The 20,294-nt window shown below is 62.8% G+C and carries 19 protein-coding genes; 3 read left to right on the top strand and 16 right to left on the bottom strand.

What is annotated here, in order from left to right; all coding sequences use genetic code 11:
• Positions 1-453: 453 nt before the first annotated feature.
• Together tyrS and ACFT1A_RS30275 are read right to left on the bottom strand one after the other, a co-directional pair.
• On the bottom strand, positions 454-1,731 hold the full coding sequence (gene tyrS, locus ACFT1A_RS30280) for a tyrosine--tRNA ligase (protein WP_378450021.1): 1,278 nt from the start codon (positions 1,729-1,731) through the stop codon (positions 454-456).
• 19 nt (positions 1,732-1,750) lie between these two features.
• Entirely contained in the window at positions 1,751-2,359 is a 609-nt protein-coding gene (locus ACFT1A_RS30275) for a DNA-3-methyladenine glycosylase (RefSeq protein ID WP_378450020.1), read from the bottom strand.
• Between the two features lie 86 nt (positions 2,360-2,445).
• Between ACFT1A_RS30275 and ACFT1A_RS30270 the strand changes: the two genes are divergently transcribed.
• The 3 genes from ACFT1A_RS30270 to ACFT1A_RS30260 are packed head-to-tail and all read left to right on the top strand — an operon-like array spanning position 2,446 to position 4,546.
• The gene (locus ACFT1A_RS30270; RefSeq protein ID WP_378450019.1) at positions 2,446-3,180 is read left to right on the top strand and encodes an ABC transporter ATP-binding protein; all 735 of its coding nucleotides are present in this window, start codon (positions 2,446-2,448) and stop codon (positions 3,178-3,180) included.
• Positions 3,177-3,932: an ABC transporter permease gene (locus ACFT1A_RS30265; RefSeq protein ID WP_003944033.1), complete on the top strand. Its 756-nt coding sequence runs from the start codon at positions 3,177-3,179 to the stop codon at positions 3,930-3,932. Before ACFT1A_RS30270 ends, ACFT1A_RS30265 begins: the two co-directional genes overlap by 4 nt.
• On the top strand, positions 3,929-4,546 hold the full coding sequence (locus ACFT1A_RS30260; RefSeq protein WP_378450018.1) for a TetR family transcriptional regulator: 618 nt from the start codon (positions 3,929-3,931) through the stop codon (positions 4,544-4,546). The genes ACFT1A_RS30265 and ACFT1A_RS30260 overlap by 4 nt, the downstream gene beginning before the upstream one ends.
• Here the strand turns inward: ACFT1A_RS30260 and ACFT1A_RS30255 are convergent.
• The 14 genes from ACFT1A_RS30255 to ACFT1A_RS30190 all read right to left on the bottom strand — a co-directional run bounded on the left by ACFT1A_RS30255 (position 4,543) and on the right by ACFT1A_RS30190 (position 20,278).
• Complete coding sequence (locus ACFT1A_RS30255; RefSeq protein ID WP_003944045.1) at positions 4,543-4,749, bottom strand: Trm112 family protein; 207 nt, start codon at positions 4,747-4,749, stop codon at positions 4,543-4,545. The genes ACFT1A_RS30260 and ACFT1A_RS30255 overlap by 4 nt on opposite strands.
• A 39-nt stretch (positions 4,750-4,788) precedes the next feature.
• Entirely contained in the window at positions 4,789-7,770 is a 2,982-nt protein-coding gene (locus ACFT1A_RS30250) for an acyl-CoA synthetase (protein ID WP_378450017.1), read from the bottom strand.
• A 170-nt stretch (positions 7,771-7,940) separates the two neighbouring features.
• Complete coding sequence (gene argH / locus ACFT1A_RS30245; RefSeq protein WP_378450016.1) at positions 7,941-9,383, bottom strand: argininosuccinate lyase; 1,443 nt, start codon at positions 9,381-9,383, stop codon at positions 7,941-7,943.
• A 3-nt stretch (positions 9,384-9,386) separates the two neighbouring features.
• Positions 9,387-10,586 (bottom strand): argininosuccinate synthase, encoded by a 1,200-nt coding sequence (locus ACFT1A_RS30240; RefSeq protein WP_003944066.1) that lies wholly within the window; start codon positions 10,584-10,586, stop codon positions 9,387-9,389.
• A gap of 47 nt (positions 10,587-10,633) precedes the next feature.
• Complete coding sequence (locus ACFT1A_RS30235; RefSeq protein WP_020907875.1) at positions 10,634-11,113, bottom strand: arginine repressor; 480 nt, start codon at positions 11,111-11,113, stop codon at positions 10,634-10,636.
• Positions 11,110-12,060: an ornithine carbamoyltransferase gene (argF, locus tag ACFT1A_RS30230; RefSeq protein WP_021334039.1), complete on the bottom strand. Its 951-nt coding sequence runs from the start codon at positions 12,058-12,060 to the stop codon at positions 11,110-11,112. Before argF ends, ACFT1A_RS30235 begins: the two co-directional genes overlap by 4 nt.
• Positions 12,057-13,256, bottom strand: a complete 1,200-nt coding sequence (locus ACFT1A_RS30225; protein WP_378450015.1) for an acetylornithine transaminase — start codon at positions 13,254-13,256, stop codon at positions 12,057-12,059. Before ACFT1A_RS30225 ends, argF begins: the two co-directional genes overlap by 4 nt.
• On the bottom strand, positions 13,253-14,176 hold the full coding sequence (gene argB, locus ACFT1A_RS30220; protein ID WP_378450014.1) for an acetylglutamate kinase: 924 nt from the start codon (positions 14,174-14,176) through the stop codon (positions 13,253-13,255). Before argB ends, ACFT1A_RS30225 begins: the two co-directional genes overlap by 4 nt.
• Positions 14,173-15,384, bottom strand: coding sequence for a bifunctional glutamate N-acetyltransferase/amino-acid acetyltransferase ArgJ (gene argJ, locus ACFT1A_RS30215; RefSeq protein ID WP_317828995.1), 1,212 nt, complete (start codon positions 15,382-15,384; stop codon positions 14,173-14,175). The genes argB and argJ overlap by 4 nt, the downstream gene beginning before the upstream one ends.
• A 44-nt stretch (positions 15,385-15,428) precedes the next feature.
• Positions 15,429-16,499, bottom strand: a complete 1,071-nt coding sequence (gene argC, locus ACFT1A_RS30210; RefSeq protein WP_378450013.1) for an N-acetyl-gamma-glutamyl-phosphate reductase — start codon at positions 16,497-16,499, stop codon at positions 15,429-15,431.
• A 38-nt stretch (positions 16,500-16,537) separates the two neighbouring features.
• Positions 16,538-16,999, bottom strand: coding sequence for a hypothetical protein (locus tag ACFT1A_RS30205; protein WP_378450012.1), 462 nt, complete (start codon positions 16,997-16,999; stop codon positions 16,538-16,540).
• Between the two features lie 116 nt (positions 17,000-17,115).
• Complete coding sequence (locus ACFT1A_RS30200) at positions 17,116-18,051, bottom strand: SDR family oxidoreductase (protein WP_378450011.1); 936 nt, start codon at positions 18,049-18,051, stop codon at positions 17,116-17,118.
• Positions 18,048-18,959, bottom strand: coding sequence for a bile acid:sodium symporter family protein (locus tag ACFT1A_RS30195; RefSeq protein WP_378450010.1), 912 nt, complete (start codon positions 18,957-18,959; stop codon positions 18,048-18,050). The genes ACFT1A_RS30200 and ACFT1A_RS30195 overlap by 4 nt, the downstream gene beginning before the upstream one ends.
• Positions 18,959-20,278: a flavin-containing monooxygenase gene (locus ACFT1A_RS30190; RefSeq protein ID WP_378450009.1), complete on the bottom strand. Its 1,320-nt coding sequence runs from the start codon at positions 20,276-20,278 to the stop codon at positions 18,959-18,961. Before ACFT1A_RS30190 ends, ACFT1A_RS30195 begins: the two co-directional genes overlap by 1 nt.
• Positions 20,279-20,294: the final 16 nt, after the last annotated feature.

The raw sequence follows: 20,294 nt of genomic DNA, 5'->3' as shown, positions 1-20,294 counted from the left end.
TGAACAATCACCGACGAAAAATACTCACACCCCGAACATCAGAACCGAAACCCGAAGGCCCGGAACATCATCCGACATGCGAAGTACCAAAAAAAATTTGGCACTGACATTCATCGACACACTGTTGAGTTCTCAAAGAACACGCACACACCATCACTTCAACCAGGTTGAAAGCTCCGGGGCAAGGGTTACAATCTTAGCTTGTTCGCTCCAGGGAAGCAAGTTCCCGCTGAGCGTGACTGTCTCCGACTTCGTCCAACCGCGTGTCCCCGGCCTCTCGGTCGGGGTTGGTGTCCGTGTCGCTCTGACTTGGACAAAGTTACGCGAATGAAAACTGAGCGTCAAACGTGCAGGTCGCAGGTGTTCGTCAGGTTAAATCCGCTGGTAGCCCGCCCGCAGGCGGGCCACCAGCGGCCACAGGAGCCTCGCAAGACAACTGTGACCCCACACACGTCAGTTCGGAAGGATTTTCACGCCGGCGAAGTTGCGCTTTCCGCGCCGGACGACCAACCAGCTGCCGTGAAGCAGATCGGATGCGGTGGGCTCCCAGTCGTCGGCCGACACCTTCTGGTTGTTCACCGAAGCGCCGCCCTCTTTCACTGCGCGGCGAGCAGCTCCCTTGCTCTCACACAAACCGCTCGTCACGAGCAGATCGATGATCGTGCGCGGCTCCCCCGGCGCCAATTCGCTGACAGATGCTTCTTTCAGCGCGGCAGCGAGCGTCGACTCGTCGAGTTCCGCCAGCTCCGCCTTGCCGAACAACGCCTGGCTGGCGAGCTCGACAGCACGGGTGTTGTGTTCTCCGTGAACCAAGGTCGTCATCTCCGCGGCGAGTCGCTTCTGCGCTTCTCGCGCATGCGGCCGCTCCGCCGTTGCAGTCTCCAATTCCGCGAGTTCGTCCGCAGTCAAGAAGGTGAACCAGCGCAGGTACTTGATCACGTCGGCGTCGCCAGTGTTCACGAAGTACTGGTACCAGGCGTACGGGCTGGTCATCTCGGGGTCGAGCCACAAACTGCCGCCACCGGTCGATTTTCCGAACTTTTTGCCATCGGCCGAGGTCACCAGCGGAACCGTCAATGCGTGCACGCTCTCACCGTCGACACGACGGTTGAGTTCGACGCCGGCAATGATGTTGCCCCACTGATCGGACCCGCCAACCTGCAACGTGCAGCCGAGATCGCGCCGCAGGTGCAGGTAGTCGTTGGCCTGGAGCAGCATGTAGCTGAACTCGGTGTACGACATTCCGTCCGATTCGAGGCGACGCTTGACGGTGTCGCGCGCGAGCATCACGTTCACGGAGAAGTGTTTGCCCACATCACGCAAGAAGTCGATGGCCGACATCTTGCCGGTCCAGTTCATGTTGTTCTCGATGACCGCACTCGTCGGCGAATCGTCGAAATCCACGAATCGTTCGAGCTGACCACGGATGCGACCCTCCCAGTCTGCGACGGTGTCGGCGGAGTTCATCGTCCGTTCCCCGACGTCACGGGGGTCACCGATCAAGCCCGTTGCACCGCCGGCAAGAACGATCGGGCGGTTGCCGGCGCGCTGAAAACGCTTGAGCGCAAGGAGCGGAACCAGGTGGCCTGCGTGCAGACTCGGTCCGGTCGGGTCGAACCCCGCATACAGCGTGACCGGTCCGGCCTCGAGATCTTTACGCAAAGCGTCGAGATCGGTTGATTGGGCGATCAGCCCGCGCCAGGTCAGTTCGTCGAGAATATTCTCAGTCACGGACTCGATCATCCCATCTTCACGAAGTGGCCGGTGCTCGCGGGCTTCGGCGATACGCGGACACCGCCGGGGAGTCCGGAATCCAGAGGCGCCACGGGACCTCCGCCGCGGTGCTGACACCCACCCGCGGTCCGCTCACCCATTCCTTCGACTCCCCCAATTCGAGCCGAATCCGCGACGCCGGGTCGAACACGTCTGTTCCGTTGTCCCCCAGCGTGATTGCGGCGGAAGCGCCGAGATTACCTGGCCCTCTGGCCCATTGGTGAGACGGCCGGTCCGGCGATCTCCGTGCGGACACCACATCGTGGCCGGCTTCGATTTCGGCGGCTCGGAGCAGAACACCGCCCGCGACACCATCCGGGCCGTACGAGATGTTCATGCAAAAGTGCATTCCGTAGCTGCGGTAGACGTACAGCCGCCCCGCCCGCCCGAACATCACGCTGTTTCGCGGCGTTTGCCCCCGATACGAATGCGCTGCCGGATCCGGCCAAGGCCCGTCCTTCTCCCCACCGTAAGCCTCCACCTCGACAATTCTCAGAGCGACCTCGTCGACGATCAGGGTCGAGCCGAGAACCGCCAAGCCCGCTTCCAACGGGTTTTTCACATTTACCAAGGTCTCGATACTCACCCTTCGATTGTGCCCACACCGTTGACTCGCCGGTCGGCCGAGTCGCATAATTCAACAAGTGATGAATTATTGAAACGAGGCGCACAGTGACCACAACGCCGGCAATAGACATCCGCGGACTCCGAGTCATTCGCGGCAAACACGAAGTACTCCACTCGCTTGACCTGCAAGTTTCGGCGGGATCGATCACCGGACTGCTCGGACCCTCCGGTTGCGGCAAGACAACCCTCATGCGCGCGATAGTCGGCACGCAGATCGTCGAAAGTGGTGAGGTCAGAGTCCTGGGACATCGCGCCGGGTCCGTCGCCCTTCGCCGTCGGATCGGATACGTCACCCAATCCCCCAGTGTGTACGGCGACCTGACGGTGACGCGAAATGTTCAGTATTTCGGCGCTCTGTACGGAAAATCCGGCGCAGACGTCGCAGCAGCGGTTGACGCCGTCGGATTGAGCCGTTATGCCGACCAGACCGCAGCCGACCTGTCCGGAGGTCAACGCGGTCGAGTTTCGCTGGCATGCGCGCTGGTGGCATCACCTGATGTGTTGATCCTCGACGAACCGACCGTCGGGCTCGATCCAGTCCTTCGCGTCGAATTGTGGGAACGATTTGCCGACCTCGCTCGCAGCGGAACCACCCTGTTGGTCTCGAGCCACGTCATGGACGAGGCGGACCACTGCGCAGAACTGATTCTGATGCGCGACGGGTACCTTCTCGCGCAACTCACCCCTGACGAACTGCGCGCGAAAACCAGATGTGAACGGCTCGAGGACGCCTTCCTCGAACTGATTCGGACTTCACCCGTCGGAGGCGAAATATCATGAGCATCAGGATCTTCGGCGCTACTACCGTCCGAATTCTGCTTCAGCTCCGCCAAGATCACCGCACGGTGGCCATGATCTTGTTGGTCCCGTCGTTGCTGATGATTCTGCTCTATTTCCTCTACCAAGACGTCCCGACGCCGCCCGGCCAGGTTTCGCTCTTCCAACGAGTGGCGATCACGATGTTGGGAATCTTGCCGTTCGTCGTCATGTTCCTGGTCACGTCCATCGCGATGCAACGCGAACGCAGTTCAGGCACACTCGAACGCCTGCTCACCACTCCGATGGGCAAACTCGATCTTCTCGCCGGATACGGTGCAGCATTTTCGCTCTCCGCAGCCGCTCAGGCAGCTCTCGCGTGCGCGGTAGCTTTCGGATTTCTCGGGCTCACCATCGCGGGCAGTCTTGCGTGGGTCATCGTCATTGCAGTTCTCGGCGCGATCCTCGGCGTTGCTCTTGGTCTGTTGGCCAGTGCGTTCGCGAAGACCGAATTCCAAGCAGTGCAGTTCATGCCTGTCGTAGTGGTTCCACAGCTCTTCCTCTGCGGACTCCTGGTACCTCGTGACCAATTGCCGACCTGGCTCGAATGGATCAGCAACGTCCTACCCTTGAGCTACGCCGTCGACGCGCTTCAACAAGTGTCGATGCATGCCGACGCGACAGGTCAGATGTGGCGTGATCTCGCCGTCATGGCGGGCTTTGCCGCCGCCGCACTATCGCTGGCCGCGGCCACACTCGATCGCCGCACTCCATGACCGACAACAGCACCGCGCCGACGCCGACTCGTTCGGGGCGACGACCGGGCAAGTCGGAGACTCGCGCGCAGATTCTCGATTCGGCGCGACGAGAGTTCTCCCGGAACGGTTTTCGAAGAACTACCGTTCGATCGATAGCCGCGGCCGCTGACGTCGATCCGGCCATGATTCATCACCATTTCGGGAGCAAGGAGCAGTTGTTCACCGCTGCGATCGCGCTACCGATCGATCCAGCACAGGTACTGGGACCGGTTCACACCTCCCCGACCGAAAATCTCGGCGAAAGCCTTCTCCGGGCGGTGATCGGGCTCTGGGATTCGGAACATCAGCCGGCGATTCTGGCGGCTTTTCGATCAGCCATTTCCGGAGACGGATCGCAACTGATTCAGAGCTTTCTGCTCGATATCGTATTGCGCGACATCATTCCGCGGGTGGACACACCACCCGGCACCGGCCTGATCAGAGCAGAATTGGTGGCCTCTCAGATGGCCGGGCTACTGGTCACTCGATATGTGCTCGGACTCGAACCGCTCGCGACGTTGAGCGTCGACGCACTGGTACCGCTGGTAGCTCCGAACCTCCAGCGGTACCTCACCGCTGAGTTGCCGATCTAGCCTTCGGCCCGTGCGAGCAACTTCTCGTGCTCGTCGTCGGCCACATCGCGTGCCTCGTCGATCAACAGAACAGGAATGCCGTTCTCGATCGGATACGCGCGCCGCAAACGGGGGTTGTAGAGCAACTCGTCCCCGACCAGCAGCAGCGGGCCCTTGTCCTGGGGGCAGGCCAGAATGCTGAGCAACGTCGAATCAATAGCCACGTGAGTCCTCTCGAACCGATCAAACAGAATGTCCTCAGGCTACCGTGCTCCGGTGCCCACCCTCGTCGGCATCAACTGCGCGGCAATTGCCTTGGTCAGCCGCTTGTACGATTGCGTCTCGGAATCGAGGAACCAGGTCCGTGGCCCCGGCGCCGGCAGTCCGGCCGCAGCCAAAGCAGTAGAGCTCGGACGGTACGACGAGCCCACCGGAATCTCGTCCACCACGTGCACGATGTCCGGGCGAGCGTCGAAATCGATGCGCGAGAGAGCCTCTGCAAGCTCGGCAGACCGGAACTGCCGACCCGGACGCCAGGTCACGGCAGCGACCGCCAACTGATGCGGTGCGTCGCCGACGCCGTACGCGACTGCAAGATCTACCCGCGCGACACTCGACAAAGCGTCGACGATCGGCTGGGTGAACACGGGACCGCGGAGGGTGGAAATGACCGTGTTCTTGTGATCGATCAGCCAGTAGTCGCCGTCGCCGTCCCGGCGGAAGAGATTCTCGGTGGGAATCCACGAATCGCCGGCTTGGAAGAGACCTCGCATGGCGCCGCCCGAGAGATCAGCGGTGAATCCCGCGCGCCCGAGCAGCAAGCCGACCTCGTCTTCGGCGCACTCACGGACAAATCCGTTGCCGTTTTCGAGGAGCCGACCACTGAGCGGGTCGTAGGCCGCCAATCGAACCTGCGCGCTCCCCGGCAGCGGGCGACCCTTGGAGCCAACTTTGGAGCCTGCGACGTTGGCGAGAATCACGTCACCTTCGGTCGACGCATAGAACTCGAGCACCTGCGCGGGGTCGAACGCCTCCGTGGTCCGCTTCCACAGACCATGGGGCATTCCCGAACCGATGAACAGGCGGACCGGATGGCTACCGTCGATGAGGAGAAGATCCTCGTCGAGGATCTCGCGCATCATCGACCACGTGTAACTCACGACCGTCACGCCGTAGCGGTGGATTTCTTCGACAAACCTCGCCGGGTTCAGTCCGCGTGAGAGAGCAATCCGGGAACCACCGGCCATTGCGCCACCGATGGTCGCGAGCAAACTCGACGAATGGTGGAGCGGCGCAAGGCAGTACACGGTGTCACCGCGATCGAGATCTGCCGCCGTGGCCGTGCCGAAGGCCGACAATGCCCACCGGTAGTTGGTGATCTGCTTGGCTTCGAGCACACCGCCGGATTCCGCAAAGATGATGAACGCGAGTTCGCGGGCGACACCGGGATCCGGTCGGTACCACCCGGGCAGATTGACCTTCGTCGGATCGATTTGTTCGAGATCGATCACGTCGTGCGACGGATCCACCTCGAGGCCACGGGCATCGCCGCCGCCGAGAACCAGAACAGGCCTACCGGTAACCACTGCGGCATCGACGTTCTCCGGATCGGTGATGATCCGATCGACCGATCCCAGCTTGACCGCCGCCGTGATGTCGGACCCTGGCGGAAGCATGACGGCAACGGCACCGAGTCGCGAGAGAGCCGCGATGGCCGCAAGTGCGCTGGGACGGGTCTCCATCAGAACACCGACATGCGCTGCCGGACGCACTCCCACGGAGATCAATCCGCGCACGACATTGTCGATGCGGGCGTTGACCGCTTCGTAGGTGTGCACGCGATTGTCGAAGAGGAAGCACTCGCCGTTCGGCGCCTTTCGACGCTGCTCCGCGAGCAATTGGCTCAGGGAGATCTTGGTGTGCGGCTGAATCTGGTTGAGCCGCGCCAGACGTGGCAACGCGCGCGCTGCCTCGCCGGACAACTCGAAAGTGCCGCGCAAGGCGCCGGCGGCAAGGTCACTGATTCCCTTGGTGACGCCTGCCCCTACTTCGGCGACCGAGGCGACGGTGTGGATGATCCGATTGCTGATCGACACCCCGGTCTGGTCTTCGAGATCGGCGCCGTAGACCATGTTCGCGATGCGGTCCGGGAGCGGCCCACCCGTTTCGGTCCACTGCACGAATTCACCGGTTGTCGGCCAGGTGTGATTGGCCGCGGTGGAACCGACAACCAAACCGAAATGACCTGCGCGCAAAGTAGATTCATAGACCTTCGCCCGCGGAGCCGCTTGACTGATACCGCGAACCGCTTGCGGCTGACCGATGTCGTCGACCTCGCCGACAAAGGCCAGGATGGGGCAGGTGATTTCGGCGAGAGACACCAATTGATCCTTGATGACAAAACCGCCGGTCATCATCCTGTTGTGCACGATGAACTGCTTGAGCAGTTCGGCTACCGCGGGCCCCGACCACGCAACCCAACCCTCGGTGGCGAGGAAGCGTCGCTGCTGCTCTCTCGGTAGCAACGCCTCACGGTCGTGCAGTTGAAGCAGGAAGTCCACGCGCATCTTCAGCGACTTCACGGGATCGAGCAACTGGAACCCGGTACGAGCCATCCATCCGGTGACTGCGAGGCGATTGAAGACGTGATCGGCGAGGAAATCCGCACCCTTGGTAGCCAATCCGGCCGGGATACCGAAAGGCAATGCAGCGAGTGTGTCGACCGGGCTGCCGAAGGTGATGACACTGGCTATGTTTCGGCTGCGTCGGTAGGCAGCAGCCTGATAGGCGAACATTCCACCCTGCGAGTAACCGGAGATGTGAACATCTTTACCGGTGTGACGGTGGATGTGATCGACGATGTCGCTGAGAGCGATGATGTGATCGGCAAGATTGCGATCCCAACCGCCTTCTTCGGAGTCGGGCGAACCGAAATCGACGACCCAAGGGTCAAGGCCCATCTCGTGCAGAATTCCCACAGCGCCCTGGTCGCGGGTCACGTCGTACACGTTCGCCGACATCATCATCGGCGGGATCAGCAAGATCGGTGCGCCGACGGTTTCCGGGTCACTGTCCGGAAAGTAGCGCCGTAGCCGATACATCGCTGCGCGTTCGACGATCTCGAACGGCGACGTGGTCGCATCCGTTTCCAACCCACCCAACCGGACGACCTCGAGGCCGTTTTGTGCTGTCGCAACCACCCGACGAATCGGGCCCAGCACAGACTTGGAATTCAATCCCACCATTTCACTCCCAAGTTACTCACCATGTGACGTCAGTCGCATTTTTCCCGCGCGCGACAAGCCTACTGACGACGAATACGCGTACGCGGTCAGGGAGCAAATTCTGCTCCCTGACCGCGTACGACCGAAGGACTACTGCCGAAAAGAGAGGGACGACACTCGCGACCTCGAGGTCAGAGTGTCCATCCCCGCAGCGACTGCGCCACTGCTCGGACTCCGTCCAACTGCTCTGCCACCCGCACCCCCGCGGTGCCGCCCCGTGCATTACGCGAAGAGATGGAACCCTCGACTGTCAGCACCTCACGAACAGCGGGCGTCAGCGCGCTGTCGACGTCGGCCAGTTCCTCGTCCGTGAGATCTTCGAGTCCGACCCCTCGTGCTTCGGCGACACGCACACACGCTCCGGCTGCCTCGTGTGCAACCCGGAACGGCACGCCCTGACGCACCATCCACTCCGCGATGTCGGTGGCCAACGTGAACCCTGCCGGAGCAAGTTCCGCCATACGCTCGGTGTGGAACTCGAGAGTCTGCACCAGGCCGGTGATGGCCGGGAGCAACATCTCGAGCTGCGCAACCGAGTCGAAGACCGGTTCCTTGTCCTCTTGCAGATCGCGGTTGTACGCCAGCGGCTGAGCCTTGAGCGTCGCCAACAATCCGGTGAGGTTACCGATCAAACGACCCGACTTACCGCGCGTGAGTTCCGAGACATCCGGATTCTTCTTCTGCGGCATGATCGACGATCCCGTGGACCACGCGTCGGCAAGCGTGATGTAGCCGAACTCCGGTGTGCTCCAGATGATGATCTCCTCCGCCATACGGGAGAGATCGACACCGATCATTGCGAGCACGAACGCTGCCTCGGCTGCGAAATCACGCGAAGCCGTTGCGTCGATCGAGTTCTCGGCCGAGCTGTCGAACTTCAGTTCCGCCGCAATCGCTTCGGGATCGAGTCCGAGTGAGGAACCGGCCAGTGCACCGGAACCGTACGGGGACACCGCAGCTCGCACGTCGAAGTCGCGAAGGCGCTGCACGTCCCGCAACAGTGGATGTGCGTGAGCGAGCAGGTGATGCGCCAACAAGACCGGCTGAGCCGCCTGCAGGTGCGTCTTGCCCGGCATCACGGCATCCGGATGCGCCCCGGCCTGAGTCGCCAATGCGTCGATCACGTCGAGAACTCCGGTGGAGATGCGGCGGACCGCATCGCGAAGCCACATGCGGAACAGCGTGGCCACCTGGTCGTTACGTGAACGACCAGCACGCAGGCGTCCACCGACCTCAGGCCCGACGCGCTCGATCAGACCACGCTCGAGTGCGCCGTGTACGTCCTCGTCCGAATCACTGGGCCCGAAGGCGCCACTGGCGACATCTGCCGCCAGACGGTCGAGACCGTCGAGCATCGTCGCGAGGTCGGCTTCGCTGAGCAGGCCGGCCTTGTTCAGCACACGTGCATGCGCCTGCGACGCCCGCACGTCGTACGGAGCGAGGACCCAGTCGAAGTGAGTCGACTTGCTCAGCGCCGCCATCGCAGCGGCCGGTCCGGACTCGAACCGCCCGCCCCACAGCGCACCTTCGTTGGTGCCGTGTTTTTGGGCGTCTCCGTCACCGTGAGCCGTCATGGCTCAGAGTCCCAGATCGCGCTTCGCGGCGACCTTCGACGACAGACCGTGGATCTCGACGAAGCCCTTCGATGCAGACTGGTCGAAGCTGTCGCCCTCGTCGTACGTCGCGAGGTTGAAGTCGTAGAGCGACTCCGGGCTACGACGGCCGTTGACGGTGATGGCTCCACCGTGCAGGAAGAGACGGATGTCGCCGGTGACGCGTTCCTGCGTCTTGTCGACGAACGTGTCCAGTGCATCCTTGAGGGGCGAGAACCAGAGGCCGTCGTAGACCAGCTCGGACCAACGCTGCTCCATCTGACGCTTGTAGCGACCGAGTTCGCGTTCGAGGGTGACGTGCTCGAGTTCCTGGTGTGCGGTGATGAGAACCATCGCGCCGGGAGCTTCGTAGATCTCACGGCTCTTGATGCCCACGAGACGGTCCTCGACGACGTCGAGACGGCCGACGCCCTGAGCGCCTGCGCGCTTGTTCAGTTCCTGAATGGCTTCGAGAACCGATACCGGGCGGCCGTCGATGGCGACCGGGCGGCCCTTGTCGAAGCTGATGATGAGCTCGTCGGGTGCGTTCCAGTTGACCGTCGGGTCCTGGGTGTAGTCGTAGACGTCCTTCGTCGGCGCGTTCCACAGATCCTCGAGGAATCCGGTCTCGACGGCGCGGCCCCAGACGTTCTGGTCGATCGAGAACGGCGACTTCTTGGAGACGTTGATCGGGATGTTGTTCTCTTCGGCGAAGGCGATGGCCTTCTCGCGGGTCCAGGCGTAGTCGCGGACCGGTGCGATGACCTGCAGGTCGGGTGCGAGGGCGCCGAATCCGACCTCGAAGCGAACCTGGTCGTTGCCCTTACCGGTGCAACCGTGCGAGACGATGGTGCCGCCGTGCGAGCGTGCAGCTTCGACGATGTGCTTGACGATCAGCGGACGGCTGATGGCTGAGACGAGCGGGTAGCGGTCCATGTACAGGGCGTTGGCCGCGATGGTCGGCAGGCAGTATTCGTCCGCGAACTCGTCGCGGGCGTCGACGACAACGGATTCGACTGCGCCGCAGTCGATCGCGCGCTGACGCACGACCTCCATGTCCTCGCCACCCTGCCCCAGATCGATGGCGACGGCGACAACTTCAGCGCCCGTCTCCTTACCGATCCAACTGATGGCAACAGAAGTGTCCAGCCCGCCCGAGTAGGCGAGTACGACGCGATCGGCCATGGTTTTTGTGCTCCTTCGGTTGAAAATCTCTATCAAAGAATAAGGGGTCAGGCGAGCGATTCGATCATGGCCGCGAGTTCCGCTCCGGAAAGCGGTTCCCGGGCCACTACGAAGATGGTGTCATCTCCGGCGATCGTGCCCACGATGTCCGGCATCGAGGACCGATCCAGTGCGCTCGCGAGGTAGTGCGCGGCTCCCGGCGGTGTCCGGAGGATCGCCATGTTGCCGCTGAAATCGGTGGAGACCAACAACTCACCCAACAGCCGTGAGAGGCGGTCGGTACCGCCGGACACACCGCGTACCGGGTTCCCGTCTTCCGGCACCACGTAAACACCGGCGCCGCCGTCGGCGGCACGCAGTTTCACCGCTCCCAGCTCTTCGAGGTCACGCGAGAGCGTCGCCTGCGTTGCTTCGATGCCCTCGGCACCGAGCAAGGCCGCCAGCTCCGTCTGACTTCGGACAGGGTGAGCCGCCAGAAGCGCGATGATGCGCGACTGGCGACCAGCCCGAGTGGGAGCGACGCTCACGCCGGGTCCAGTTGGGTTCGCTGTTCCAGCAGCCACACGAGCAATGCCTTCTGGGCGTGCAGACGGTTCTCCGCCTCGTCCCAGACAACACTCTGCGGCCCGTCGAGAACCTCGTCGGTGACCTCTTCGCCGCGATGCGCGGGCAGGCAGTGCAGGACGACGGCCTTCGGATCTGCCTTTGCGAGCAGCTCCTTGTTGATCTGGAACGGACGGAAAGGTCCGACCCGATCGAGTCCGTCGTTCTCCTGACCCATCGAGGTCCAGGTGTCTGTGACCAACGCGTCGGCGCCGACGACGCCGGCCTGCGGGTCTTGCGTCAGCGTGATGGTCGCGCCGGTTTCCTCGGCGCGTTTGCGTGCTGCTGCCACTACCCAGTCCGCCGGTTCGAAGCCCGCGGGGCTGGCAATGGTGACGTCGATGCCTGCGGTGACTCCGCCGAGCATCAGTGAGTGAGCCATGTTGTTGGCGCCGTCACCCAGGTAGGTCAGCTTCAGCCCCTTGAGCTCACCCTTCTGCTCGATCAGCGTTTGCAGATCGGCCAGAACCTGACAGGGGTGAAACTCGTCCGACAACGCGTTGACGATGGGAATGGTTGCGCCCGTTGCCATCTGCTCCAAGCGCTTCTGGCCGAACGTGCGCCACACGACGGCGTCGACGTAGCGGGAGAGAACGCGTCCGGTGTCCGCCAGCGTCTCTTCACGCCCGAGTTGGGTGCTGCGCCCGTCGACGACGACGGCGTGGCCGCCCATCTGTGCGATGCCCATCTCGAACGAGAAACGTGTACGCGTCGAGTTCTTCTCGAAGATGACGCCGACTCCGCGTGGGCCCTCGAGTGGACGCCGAGCGAACGGGTCCTTCTTGAGAATCGCAGCGAGTTCCAGAACTTCGGCCTGCTGCGCCGGAGTCAGATCGTCGTCCCTGAGAAAGTGTTTCACCACGGTAGTCACTTCTCCCCCGGCTGGTCAGCCGATAGTGCACTGTCGAAGATGGCAGGTAGTGCTGCCACGAAGGTTTCGGCCTGCTCATCCGTGAGGATCAGCGGCGGCGCCAACCGGATCACTCCGGGTTGCGCTGCATTCACAAGGTACCCGGCTTCGCGGGCTGCATTTTCCACCGCCGGCGCGACGTCCTCGGTCAGCACGACACCCAGCAACAGTCCTGATCCCCGTACGTAGTCGACCAACGGATGGCCCAGATCTTCGATGCCAGTCGAGATCGACTTACCCAAACTGTCCGCGCGCGAGATCAGGTCCTCCGCTGCAATGGTTTTCAGCACGGCAAGTGCCGCCGCGGCACACACCGGATTTCCACCGAACGTCGTTCCGTGCTTACCCGGCCCGAACAACTCTGCCGTTGCCCCGGTCGCGATGCAGGCGCCGATCGGCATTCCGCCGCCGAGCCCCTTCGCAAGAGTGATGACGTCCGGAACGATGCCGACGGCCTGATGGGCGTAGAACCAGCCCGTCCGGCCGATGCCGGTCTGCACTTCGTCGAGTACGAGAAGCGCACCGCGTTCGGCGGTGATCCGCCGAGCCTCCACGAGGTATCCCTCCGGTGGCACCACGACGCCGCCCTCACCCATGATCGGTTCGAGGAACACAGCGGCGGTGTCGGAATCGACGGCCCGCTCGAGCGCTTCGACGTCGCCGTACGGCACGAACTCGACACCGGCAGGCATCGGTTCGAACGGCGCCCGCTTGGCCGGCTGACCCGTCAGAGCGAGTGCGCCCATCGTGCGACCGTGGAAAGAGCCCTCGGCTGCGATGATCTTCTTCCGGCCGGTGGCGCGAGCGAGCTTGAAGGCAGCCTCGTTCGCCTCGGTACCGGAGTTGCAGAAGAACGCCCGCCCGCTCACGTTGCCGAGATGAGCGAGCAGCTGCTCCGCCAACTCGACGACCGGCTCGCTGGCGTACAGGTTGGACACATGGCCCAGTGTCGACAACTGATTCGTGACGGCTTCGACGACGGCCGGATGCCCGTGTCCGAGGATGTTGACGGCGATTCCGGCCAGGAAGTCGACGTACTGCTTGCCGTCGGCGTCAGTGAGTACGGCCCCGTCACCGCGGACGAGAGCAACCCGGGGTACGCCGTAGTTGTTCATCAGCGAAGCGGACCACCGCTGCTGGAGATCGATCGTGCTCATGAGGTAGCTCCCTGCTGGGGACCGGCGACCGAGGATCCCGGCACGACCATCGTGCCGATTCCTTCACCGGTGAAAAGTTCGAGTAGGACTGAATGTTCGAGCCGGCCGTCGATCACGTGCGCCGACGGCACACCTCCGCGCACCGCGCGAAGGCAGGCCTCCATCTTGGGCACCATGCCGGCATCGAGACTCGGCAACAACTGAGCAAGGGCGTCGGTGTCGATTTCGGTGGCCAGCGAGGATCGGTCCGGCCAATCGGTGTACAGACCTTCGACATCGGTGAGGACAACGAGCTTCTCCGCACCGATTGCCTCGGCCAGTGCCGCAGCAGCAGTATCGGCATTGATGTTGTGGACGACACCGTCGGCGTCGGGGGCGATGGTCGAGACCACCGGAATACGTCCTGCCGCAATGAGATCGAGTACCGCGTCCGGGTTCACGGTGGTGACGTCTCCGACCAGGCCGATGTCGGTCTGCTCCCCCTCGACCGCAACAGTGCGTCGAGTAGCGGTGAACAAGTGCGCGTCTTCACCGGAGATACCGACCGCATAAGGACCGTGCGCGTTGATCAGGCCGACGAGTTCACGGCCGACCTGACCGAAAAGCACCATCCGAACGACGTCCATCACCTCGGGCGTCGTCACACGGAAACCACCGCGGAACTCACCCTTCATGCCAAGGCGTGCCAGCATCGCATTGATCTGCGGGCCACCGCCGTGAACGACGACGGGATGGATGCCGACAGTCCGCAGGAACGCCATGTCGGCGGCAAATGCCGTCTTGAGCGTCTCGTCGATCATGGCGTTTCCGCCGTACTTGACCACGACCACCTTGTCGCGGAATCGCTGCAGCCACGGCAGCGCGTCGGCAAGGACATGTGCCTTCTGATGCTCGCTGATGACGGGATACGTATCGGTCATGACGAGTACGCCGAGTTCTCTTCGACGTAGGCATGCGAGAGGTCCGTGGTGCGAATGCTCACGGACTCATTGCCGATTCCCAGATCGATGTCGAGTTCGATGTCGATCCCGCTCAGGTCGACCTCACGTGCCCCCGGAGCGCCGACGCCGTCGATGCAGACCGGACTCCCGTTGAAAGACACACTGATTCGGTCTGGATCGAGCTCGATGGGAGCGATACCCACTGCTGCGAGGACGCGACCCCAGTTGGGATCGGATCCGAAAAGCGCCGTCTTTACCAGGCTGTCCCGAGCAACGGTCCGGGCGCCGATCAGCGCGTCGGATTCGGACGCTGCGCCGCGAACCGTCACCTTGACCCGCTTGGTGACGCCCTCGGCGTCGGCCATCAACTGATCGGCGAGGTCGTCACATACTGCGAATACTGCGGCGTTGAGCTCGTCCTGCGTAGGCGTCACACCGCTGGCTCCGGAGGCCAACAGCAGCACCGTGTCGTTGGTGGACGTCGCGCCGTCGACGTCGAGACGATCGAAGCTCAGGTGGGTGGCGGCGCGCAACGCGGTGTCGAGCTGCTCGGCCGTTGCGACGGCATCAGTCGTGACGACGCACAGCATGGTGGCCAGCGCAGGCGCGAGCATGCCTGCGCCCTTGGCCATTCCGCCGACGTTCCACTTGTTCGCGTGGTGCAGCGACGCCTGCTTCGGCACGGTGTCCGTGGTCATGATCGCGTATGCCGCGTCGGTGCCGCCGGAGATTCCGCCGGCAAGTTCGTGCACGACCTCCGTGACACCGGGGATCAGCTTGTCCATGGGCAACCGGTCACCGATGAGTCCGGTGGAACACACGGCGACCTCGATCGCGCCCGTCTCGGTTCCCCAATTGCTCAGTGCCGAAGCAACTTCCTCGGCAGTTTTGTGTGCATCCTGGAATCCACCCGCGCCCGTGCAGGCGTTCGCGCCGCCCGAGTTGAGCACCACCGCGCGCAGCTTGCCCGTCGTCAAGACCTGCTGCGACCACAGCACCGGAGCAGCCTTGACCTTGTTCAGGGTGAAGACGCCGGCAGCGGCCAGATCAGGGCCCTCGTTGAGCACCAGTGCGAGGTCCGACTTGCCACTCTTCTTGATACCGGCGGCAATTCCGGCACCGCGGAATCCGGCAGGTGCGGTGACGCCCTGTGTACGGAGCAGACGTCCCCCGGCGACGTGAACCACGTCGGATTCGGTTGGGTTGTCGATCTGCTGCGGATTGTCGGTGCTCACGGAGCTACTCCCACGGTAGAGAGACCTGCGGTCTCGGGTAGGCCAAGGGCAAGGTTCATCGATTGCACAGCGCCACCGGCGGTGCCCTTGGTGAGATTGTCGATTGCCGAGATGACAACGAGCTGACCGGCGTCGGCGTCCACGGTGACACCGATCTGCACGGCATTCGATCCGATCACGGCGCCGGTCTGCGGGAAGACTCCGGCAGGCAGCACATGGATGAACGGCTCGTCGTTGTATGCCTTTTCGTAGACTTCGCGTGCCTGCTCTTCGGTCGCGGTGGTGGCCGCCGTGCAGGTCGCGAGGATACCGCGCGGCATGGGGGCGAGGACCGGAGTGAAAGACACTGTGATGTCCTTGCCGCCTGCTGCCGAGAGATTCTGAATGATCTCAGGGGTGTGGCGATGGACGCCGCCGACGCCGTATGCGCGGACCGAGCCCATGACCTCCGAACCCAGCAGATCAGCCTTCGGCGCCCGGCCGGCGCCCGAAGTACCACTGACCGCAACCACGTTCACGTGTGAGTCCACGATCCCCGCGGCAACGGCGGGGGCCAGCGCGAGGCTCGCTGCCGTCGGGTAGCAGCCCGGAACGGCGATGCGGGTTGCGCCTACCAATTTTTCGCGGGCACCGGGCAGTTCAGGAAGCCCGTAGGGCCAAGTGCCGGCATGAGTGCTCTTGTAGTACTTCTCCCAGGCTGCGGAATCTTGCAGCCGGAAGTCCGCACCGCAGTCGATGATGACCGTCGATTCGGGTAGCAGCTTGGCGTACTGAGCCGAATTTCCGTGCGGGAGACCGAGGAAGACGACGTCGTGGCCCGAGAGAATTTCGACAGTGGTCTCTTCGAGCACCCGCGACGAGAGTGGGAGCAAGTGGGGGTGATGCTCACCGAGCGTCGAACCGGCGTTGCCACCGGCAGTCAGCGAACCGATCACCAGAGTGCCGTCGATATAGGAGGGGTGCCCGAGAAGCAGACGCAGAACCTCACCACCGGCGTACCCACTGGCGCCGGCAACGGCGACTCTGATCGGCTTGCGTGCGTTCTCGGTCGTACCACCTTCAGTCATGTCACACAGTATGCATCATTGTGCATCGGAATGCATAATTACTTACCCATGGATCGCCGGATCTCCTCGAGCTTGGCTTTTGCAGCCTTCTGGCGCTCGTCCCACTGCTCGTCGACGGACTTTCCGGCAGGACTTTCGTGTGCCAATTCGGCCGAACCTATGGAGGTACCGAAGCGCCCCTCTATCTTCTCCCGAACGCGGTCGAAAGTGGGGACTCCCCCTTCGGTGTAGTCGGGTTCGGGGATTCTCGGATCTGTCGCAAGGACCACCGGGACATCGATGATCTCGTCGACCTCCACAACAGTGTCGGGCAGTTCGACTTCTTCGGCGTCGGTGATCGTGTCCGCTTCCTCGACACGGTTCGGCTCGAGGCTCGCGGCAGCGGTGTCCACCACGGAAAGAAGGACCGACAAGCTCGGACGACGCTCGACCACTGCGCGGACGACGGCGAGGAAGTCCTTGTCGTCGAGTGCATCAGCAGCTTCGACTACCTGGTGCACGGAAAAACCGGGTGCTGACCCATCATTCTCGACCCCATCTTTTTGTGACACTGGCAGTCCCTTCTCGAAACGTCGACGGACAACTCCGATCCTTCCACGACCGTCTGCCGAAGGGGTCAGCGTGAGGCGAGGTAAGCCGCAAACGCGCCCTCGCTCGAATACTCGGGGACGTATCCGAACTGTTCCTTGAGCCGCCGATTGTCGAGGACCGGCCGGTACTGGAGAAATCCGACCCGCTCCGGACCGTGTTCCGTCAAACCCAATCGCCGTCCGACGCGTAGAACGCCCCGGAGCAGCCAAGCGGGAAGCGTCACCGTGCTCTTGCCCATCCGGGAAGCCAGTTCGTCGACTGTCAGCGCACCGTCGCCCGCGACGTTGAAGATGCCCACCTGGTTTCCGGTCACAGCCTCGGCAAAGGCGCTCGCCACGTCCGTGTGCCAGACGAACACGAAAGGGCTGTCGCTCCCGGCGACCTTGAGCAGCTTGCGGCGATCGAACAACGCGGTGATCTGGTTGTCGACGCTCTCCCCCAAGATCGTGCCGATCCGGAATACAACTTGCTCCAACCGCGGATGTACGACGCGATACTCGGCGAGCATCTCCTCGACCAGGCGTTTGTGCCGACTGTAAGTGAATTCGTCGTTGCCGCGAACGGGAACGTCCTCGGTGATCCACGCCGGGCTGTCGGAGTGGTAGCCGTACGCCGCCCCGGACGAAGACACGACAATCCGTCCAACCCCGTGTTCGACGCAGGCCGCGAGCACGTTTCGTGTCCCGTCGACGTCGACGCGGTACTCCTGCTCCGCTGTCGTGTTCTTGCCGGGATTCACGATGGAAGCGAGGTGGATCACGACGTCCGGTCGGTGCTCACCGAACACCCGCCCCAATTCTGCGGGGTCGCACACGTCCGCTCGAACGCGGTGGACTCGATCGTCCGGTGTTGCCTTCACCGTGAGGTCGGCACAGACGACGGTGATGCCTCGTGCGATCAGTGCGTCGATGACAGCCGTGCCCAGGAAGCCGTTTCCGCCCGTTACCAGTGCGACAGTCATGCCGGCACCGCCTTTCTGGTACGGCGCTTGGACCAGATCGTCGCCAAAGCCAACCCGGCGATGATGTCCCAGATCCCCCACCAGCCGGCCACGATGGCCATACCGCCGAGTCCGTCGAAGAAGGTGAATACCAATCCGAGGCCCAGTCCGGCGTTGCGGATGCCGACCTCGAACGAAACTGCGCGACGGCTGTATTCGTTCAACCCGGTGACGGCGCCGCAGAAGTATCCCAATGCGAGGGCAACCGTGTCGTGCAGGAAGACCGCAAGTAGTACCACCCCGATGTAGTCGACGAAGTACGACGCGTTCCCCGACACTCCCGCAACGATGAAGATCAAAAGCGCCACCAACGAGCCGTTCTTCACCCACGGCTGTGCTTTCGCCGCGACCTCCGGGAACTTTCGCGCCGCCCAGATGCCGACAACAAACGGCACACCGATGATGAGCGCGATTTGAACGACCATCTCGAGCGCATTCAAGTTCACAGACTGCAACAGCGCGTCGGTCTCCGAGCGTCGGCTCCCCCAGAAGGCGAGATTGAGCGGCATGAGGAAGATCGCGAGGACGTTCGACACCGCCGTCATGGACACCGAGAGCGCGACGTCGCCGCCCGCCCGGTGAGTCAGGACGTTCGAGATGTTTCCTGGTGGGCAGCATGCCACCAGGATCATGCCGAGTGCTACCGACGGAGCCGGCGAGAGAATCAGCGTCAGGGCAAATGTCACTGCCGGCAACAGCAGGAATTGGGCAGCGATACCCACCGCCATCGCCTTGGGTTTGGTGAGCGCACGACGGAAGTCGTCGACCGAGGTGTCGAGGGCGATCCCCAGCATGATCGCAGCGAGCACCACGTTGAGGATCATCAACGATCCCGGGTTGAAGTTGAGAACCACGTCGTCGATCGGCATCACTGCCCTCCCTTCGCCAGAGCAGTATCGAGCAGTCCGATGTGCCGCTTGATCGCCGATCGGTAGGCGTCCTTGTTCACGTAGTAGGCCATTCGACCCAGCTTCAGGTACTTGTATCCCCCGGACAGATCGGGTGGCGGACCGGCTGCCGATGCCGTGAATTCGCGTGCCGCGTCGGGAGCTTCGGTGCGTGCCGCGATCAATTTGGCCACCAACTCGGCTTGCTCGAAGCGACCCTGCCACCCGAGCCCGGAGGCTTCCACCATCCCGAGTACGAAGAGACTGTCGTGGCGACGACTCGCGACTTTGAGGAACAGGTCCGGGGCAGCGCCCGACCAGTCCAGGTCCGCGCGCGCGATGAAGGGGTAATCGAGGTGATACCCCGTGGCGCAGAGAACGAGGTCGTAAACGGCGGACGAACCGTCGACAAAATGAACCGTCCTGCCGTCGAACCGGTCGATATCGCCGCGCACGTGCACGTCACCGTGTCCGACGTGGTGCAGGATCAACGAGTTCACGACCGGATGCGATTCATAGATTTTGTAGTCCGGCGCCGGAAATCCGAACCGCACCGGATCTCCCGTGAACTGCTTGAGCACCAGCGTGTCGACGCGTTGTTTGATCCACGGCGGCAACGGCTTTCCCTGATTCAAGGTGTCCGAGGGACGGCCGAACAGATACTTCGGAACGAAGTAGTAGCCTCGCCGAACGCTCATGTCGACGGACTCTGCCTGGTGGACGGCGTCAACTGCGATGTCACATCCACTGTTGCCCGCTCCGATGACCAGTACCTTCTTCCCACGGAAGATCTCGGCGCTGCGGTACTCGCTCGTGTGCATCAACGTGCCGGTGAAGTCGCCGCGGAACGTCGGCATGTTCGGCTTCGACAACGTTCCGTTTGCGATGATCACGCCTCGGTACCGCGCAACCGATGTCTCACCGTTGCGGCTGCGCGTGGTGACCTGCCACAGCGAATCCACGGGCGAAACGTCGATGACCGTAGTACCGAAGGTGAAGTGCCTGCGAAGATCGTGAGTGTCGGCATAGTCGCGGAAATACTCGGCGAGTTCGACGTGGCTCGGGTAGTCGGCCACCGAATCCGCCATCGGGAACTCCGCGAACGCGGTGGTGCCCTTCGAAGAGATGAGGTGCGCCGACTCGTAGACGGTGCTGTGCGGGTTGTCGATGTCCCAGAGCCCACCGACGTTGTCGTGGCTCTCGAAGCCGTCGAACGCTATCCCGGCCCGATCGAGGTTTCGCGCGCCGGCCAATCCAGACGGGCCCGCTCCGATCAGCGCGTACTTCTCCTCTGTGATCATCCGTCGAGCGTCGCAG

Source organism: Rhodococcus sp. NPDC057135, from assembly GCF_042670865.1.
Classification (GTDB): Bacteria; Actinomycetota; Actinomycetes; order Mycobacteriales; family Mycobacteriaceae; genus Rhodococcus_F.
Note: the sequence above shows the minus strand (reverse complement) of the source record. Positions and strands in the feature narration are given on the sequence as shown.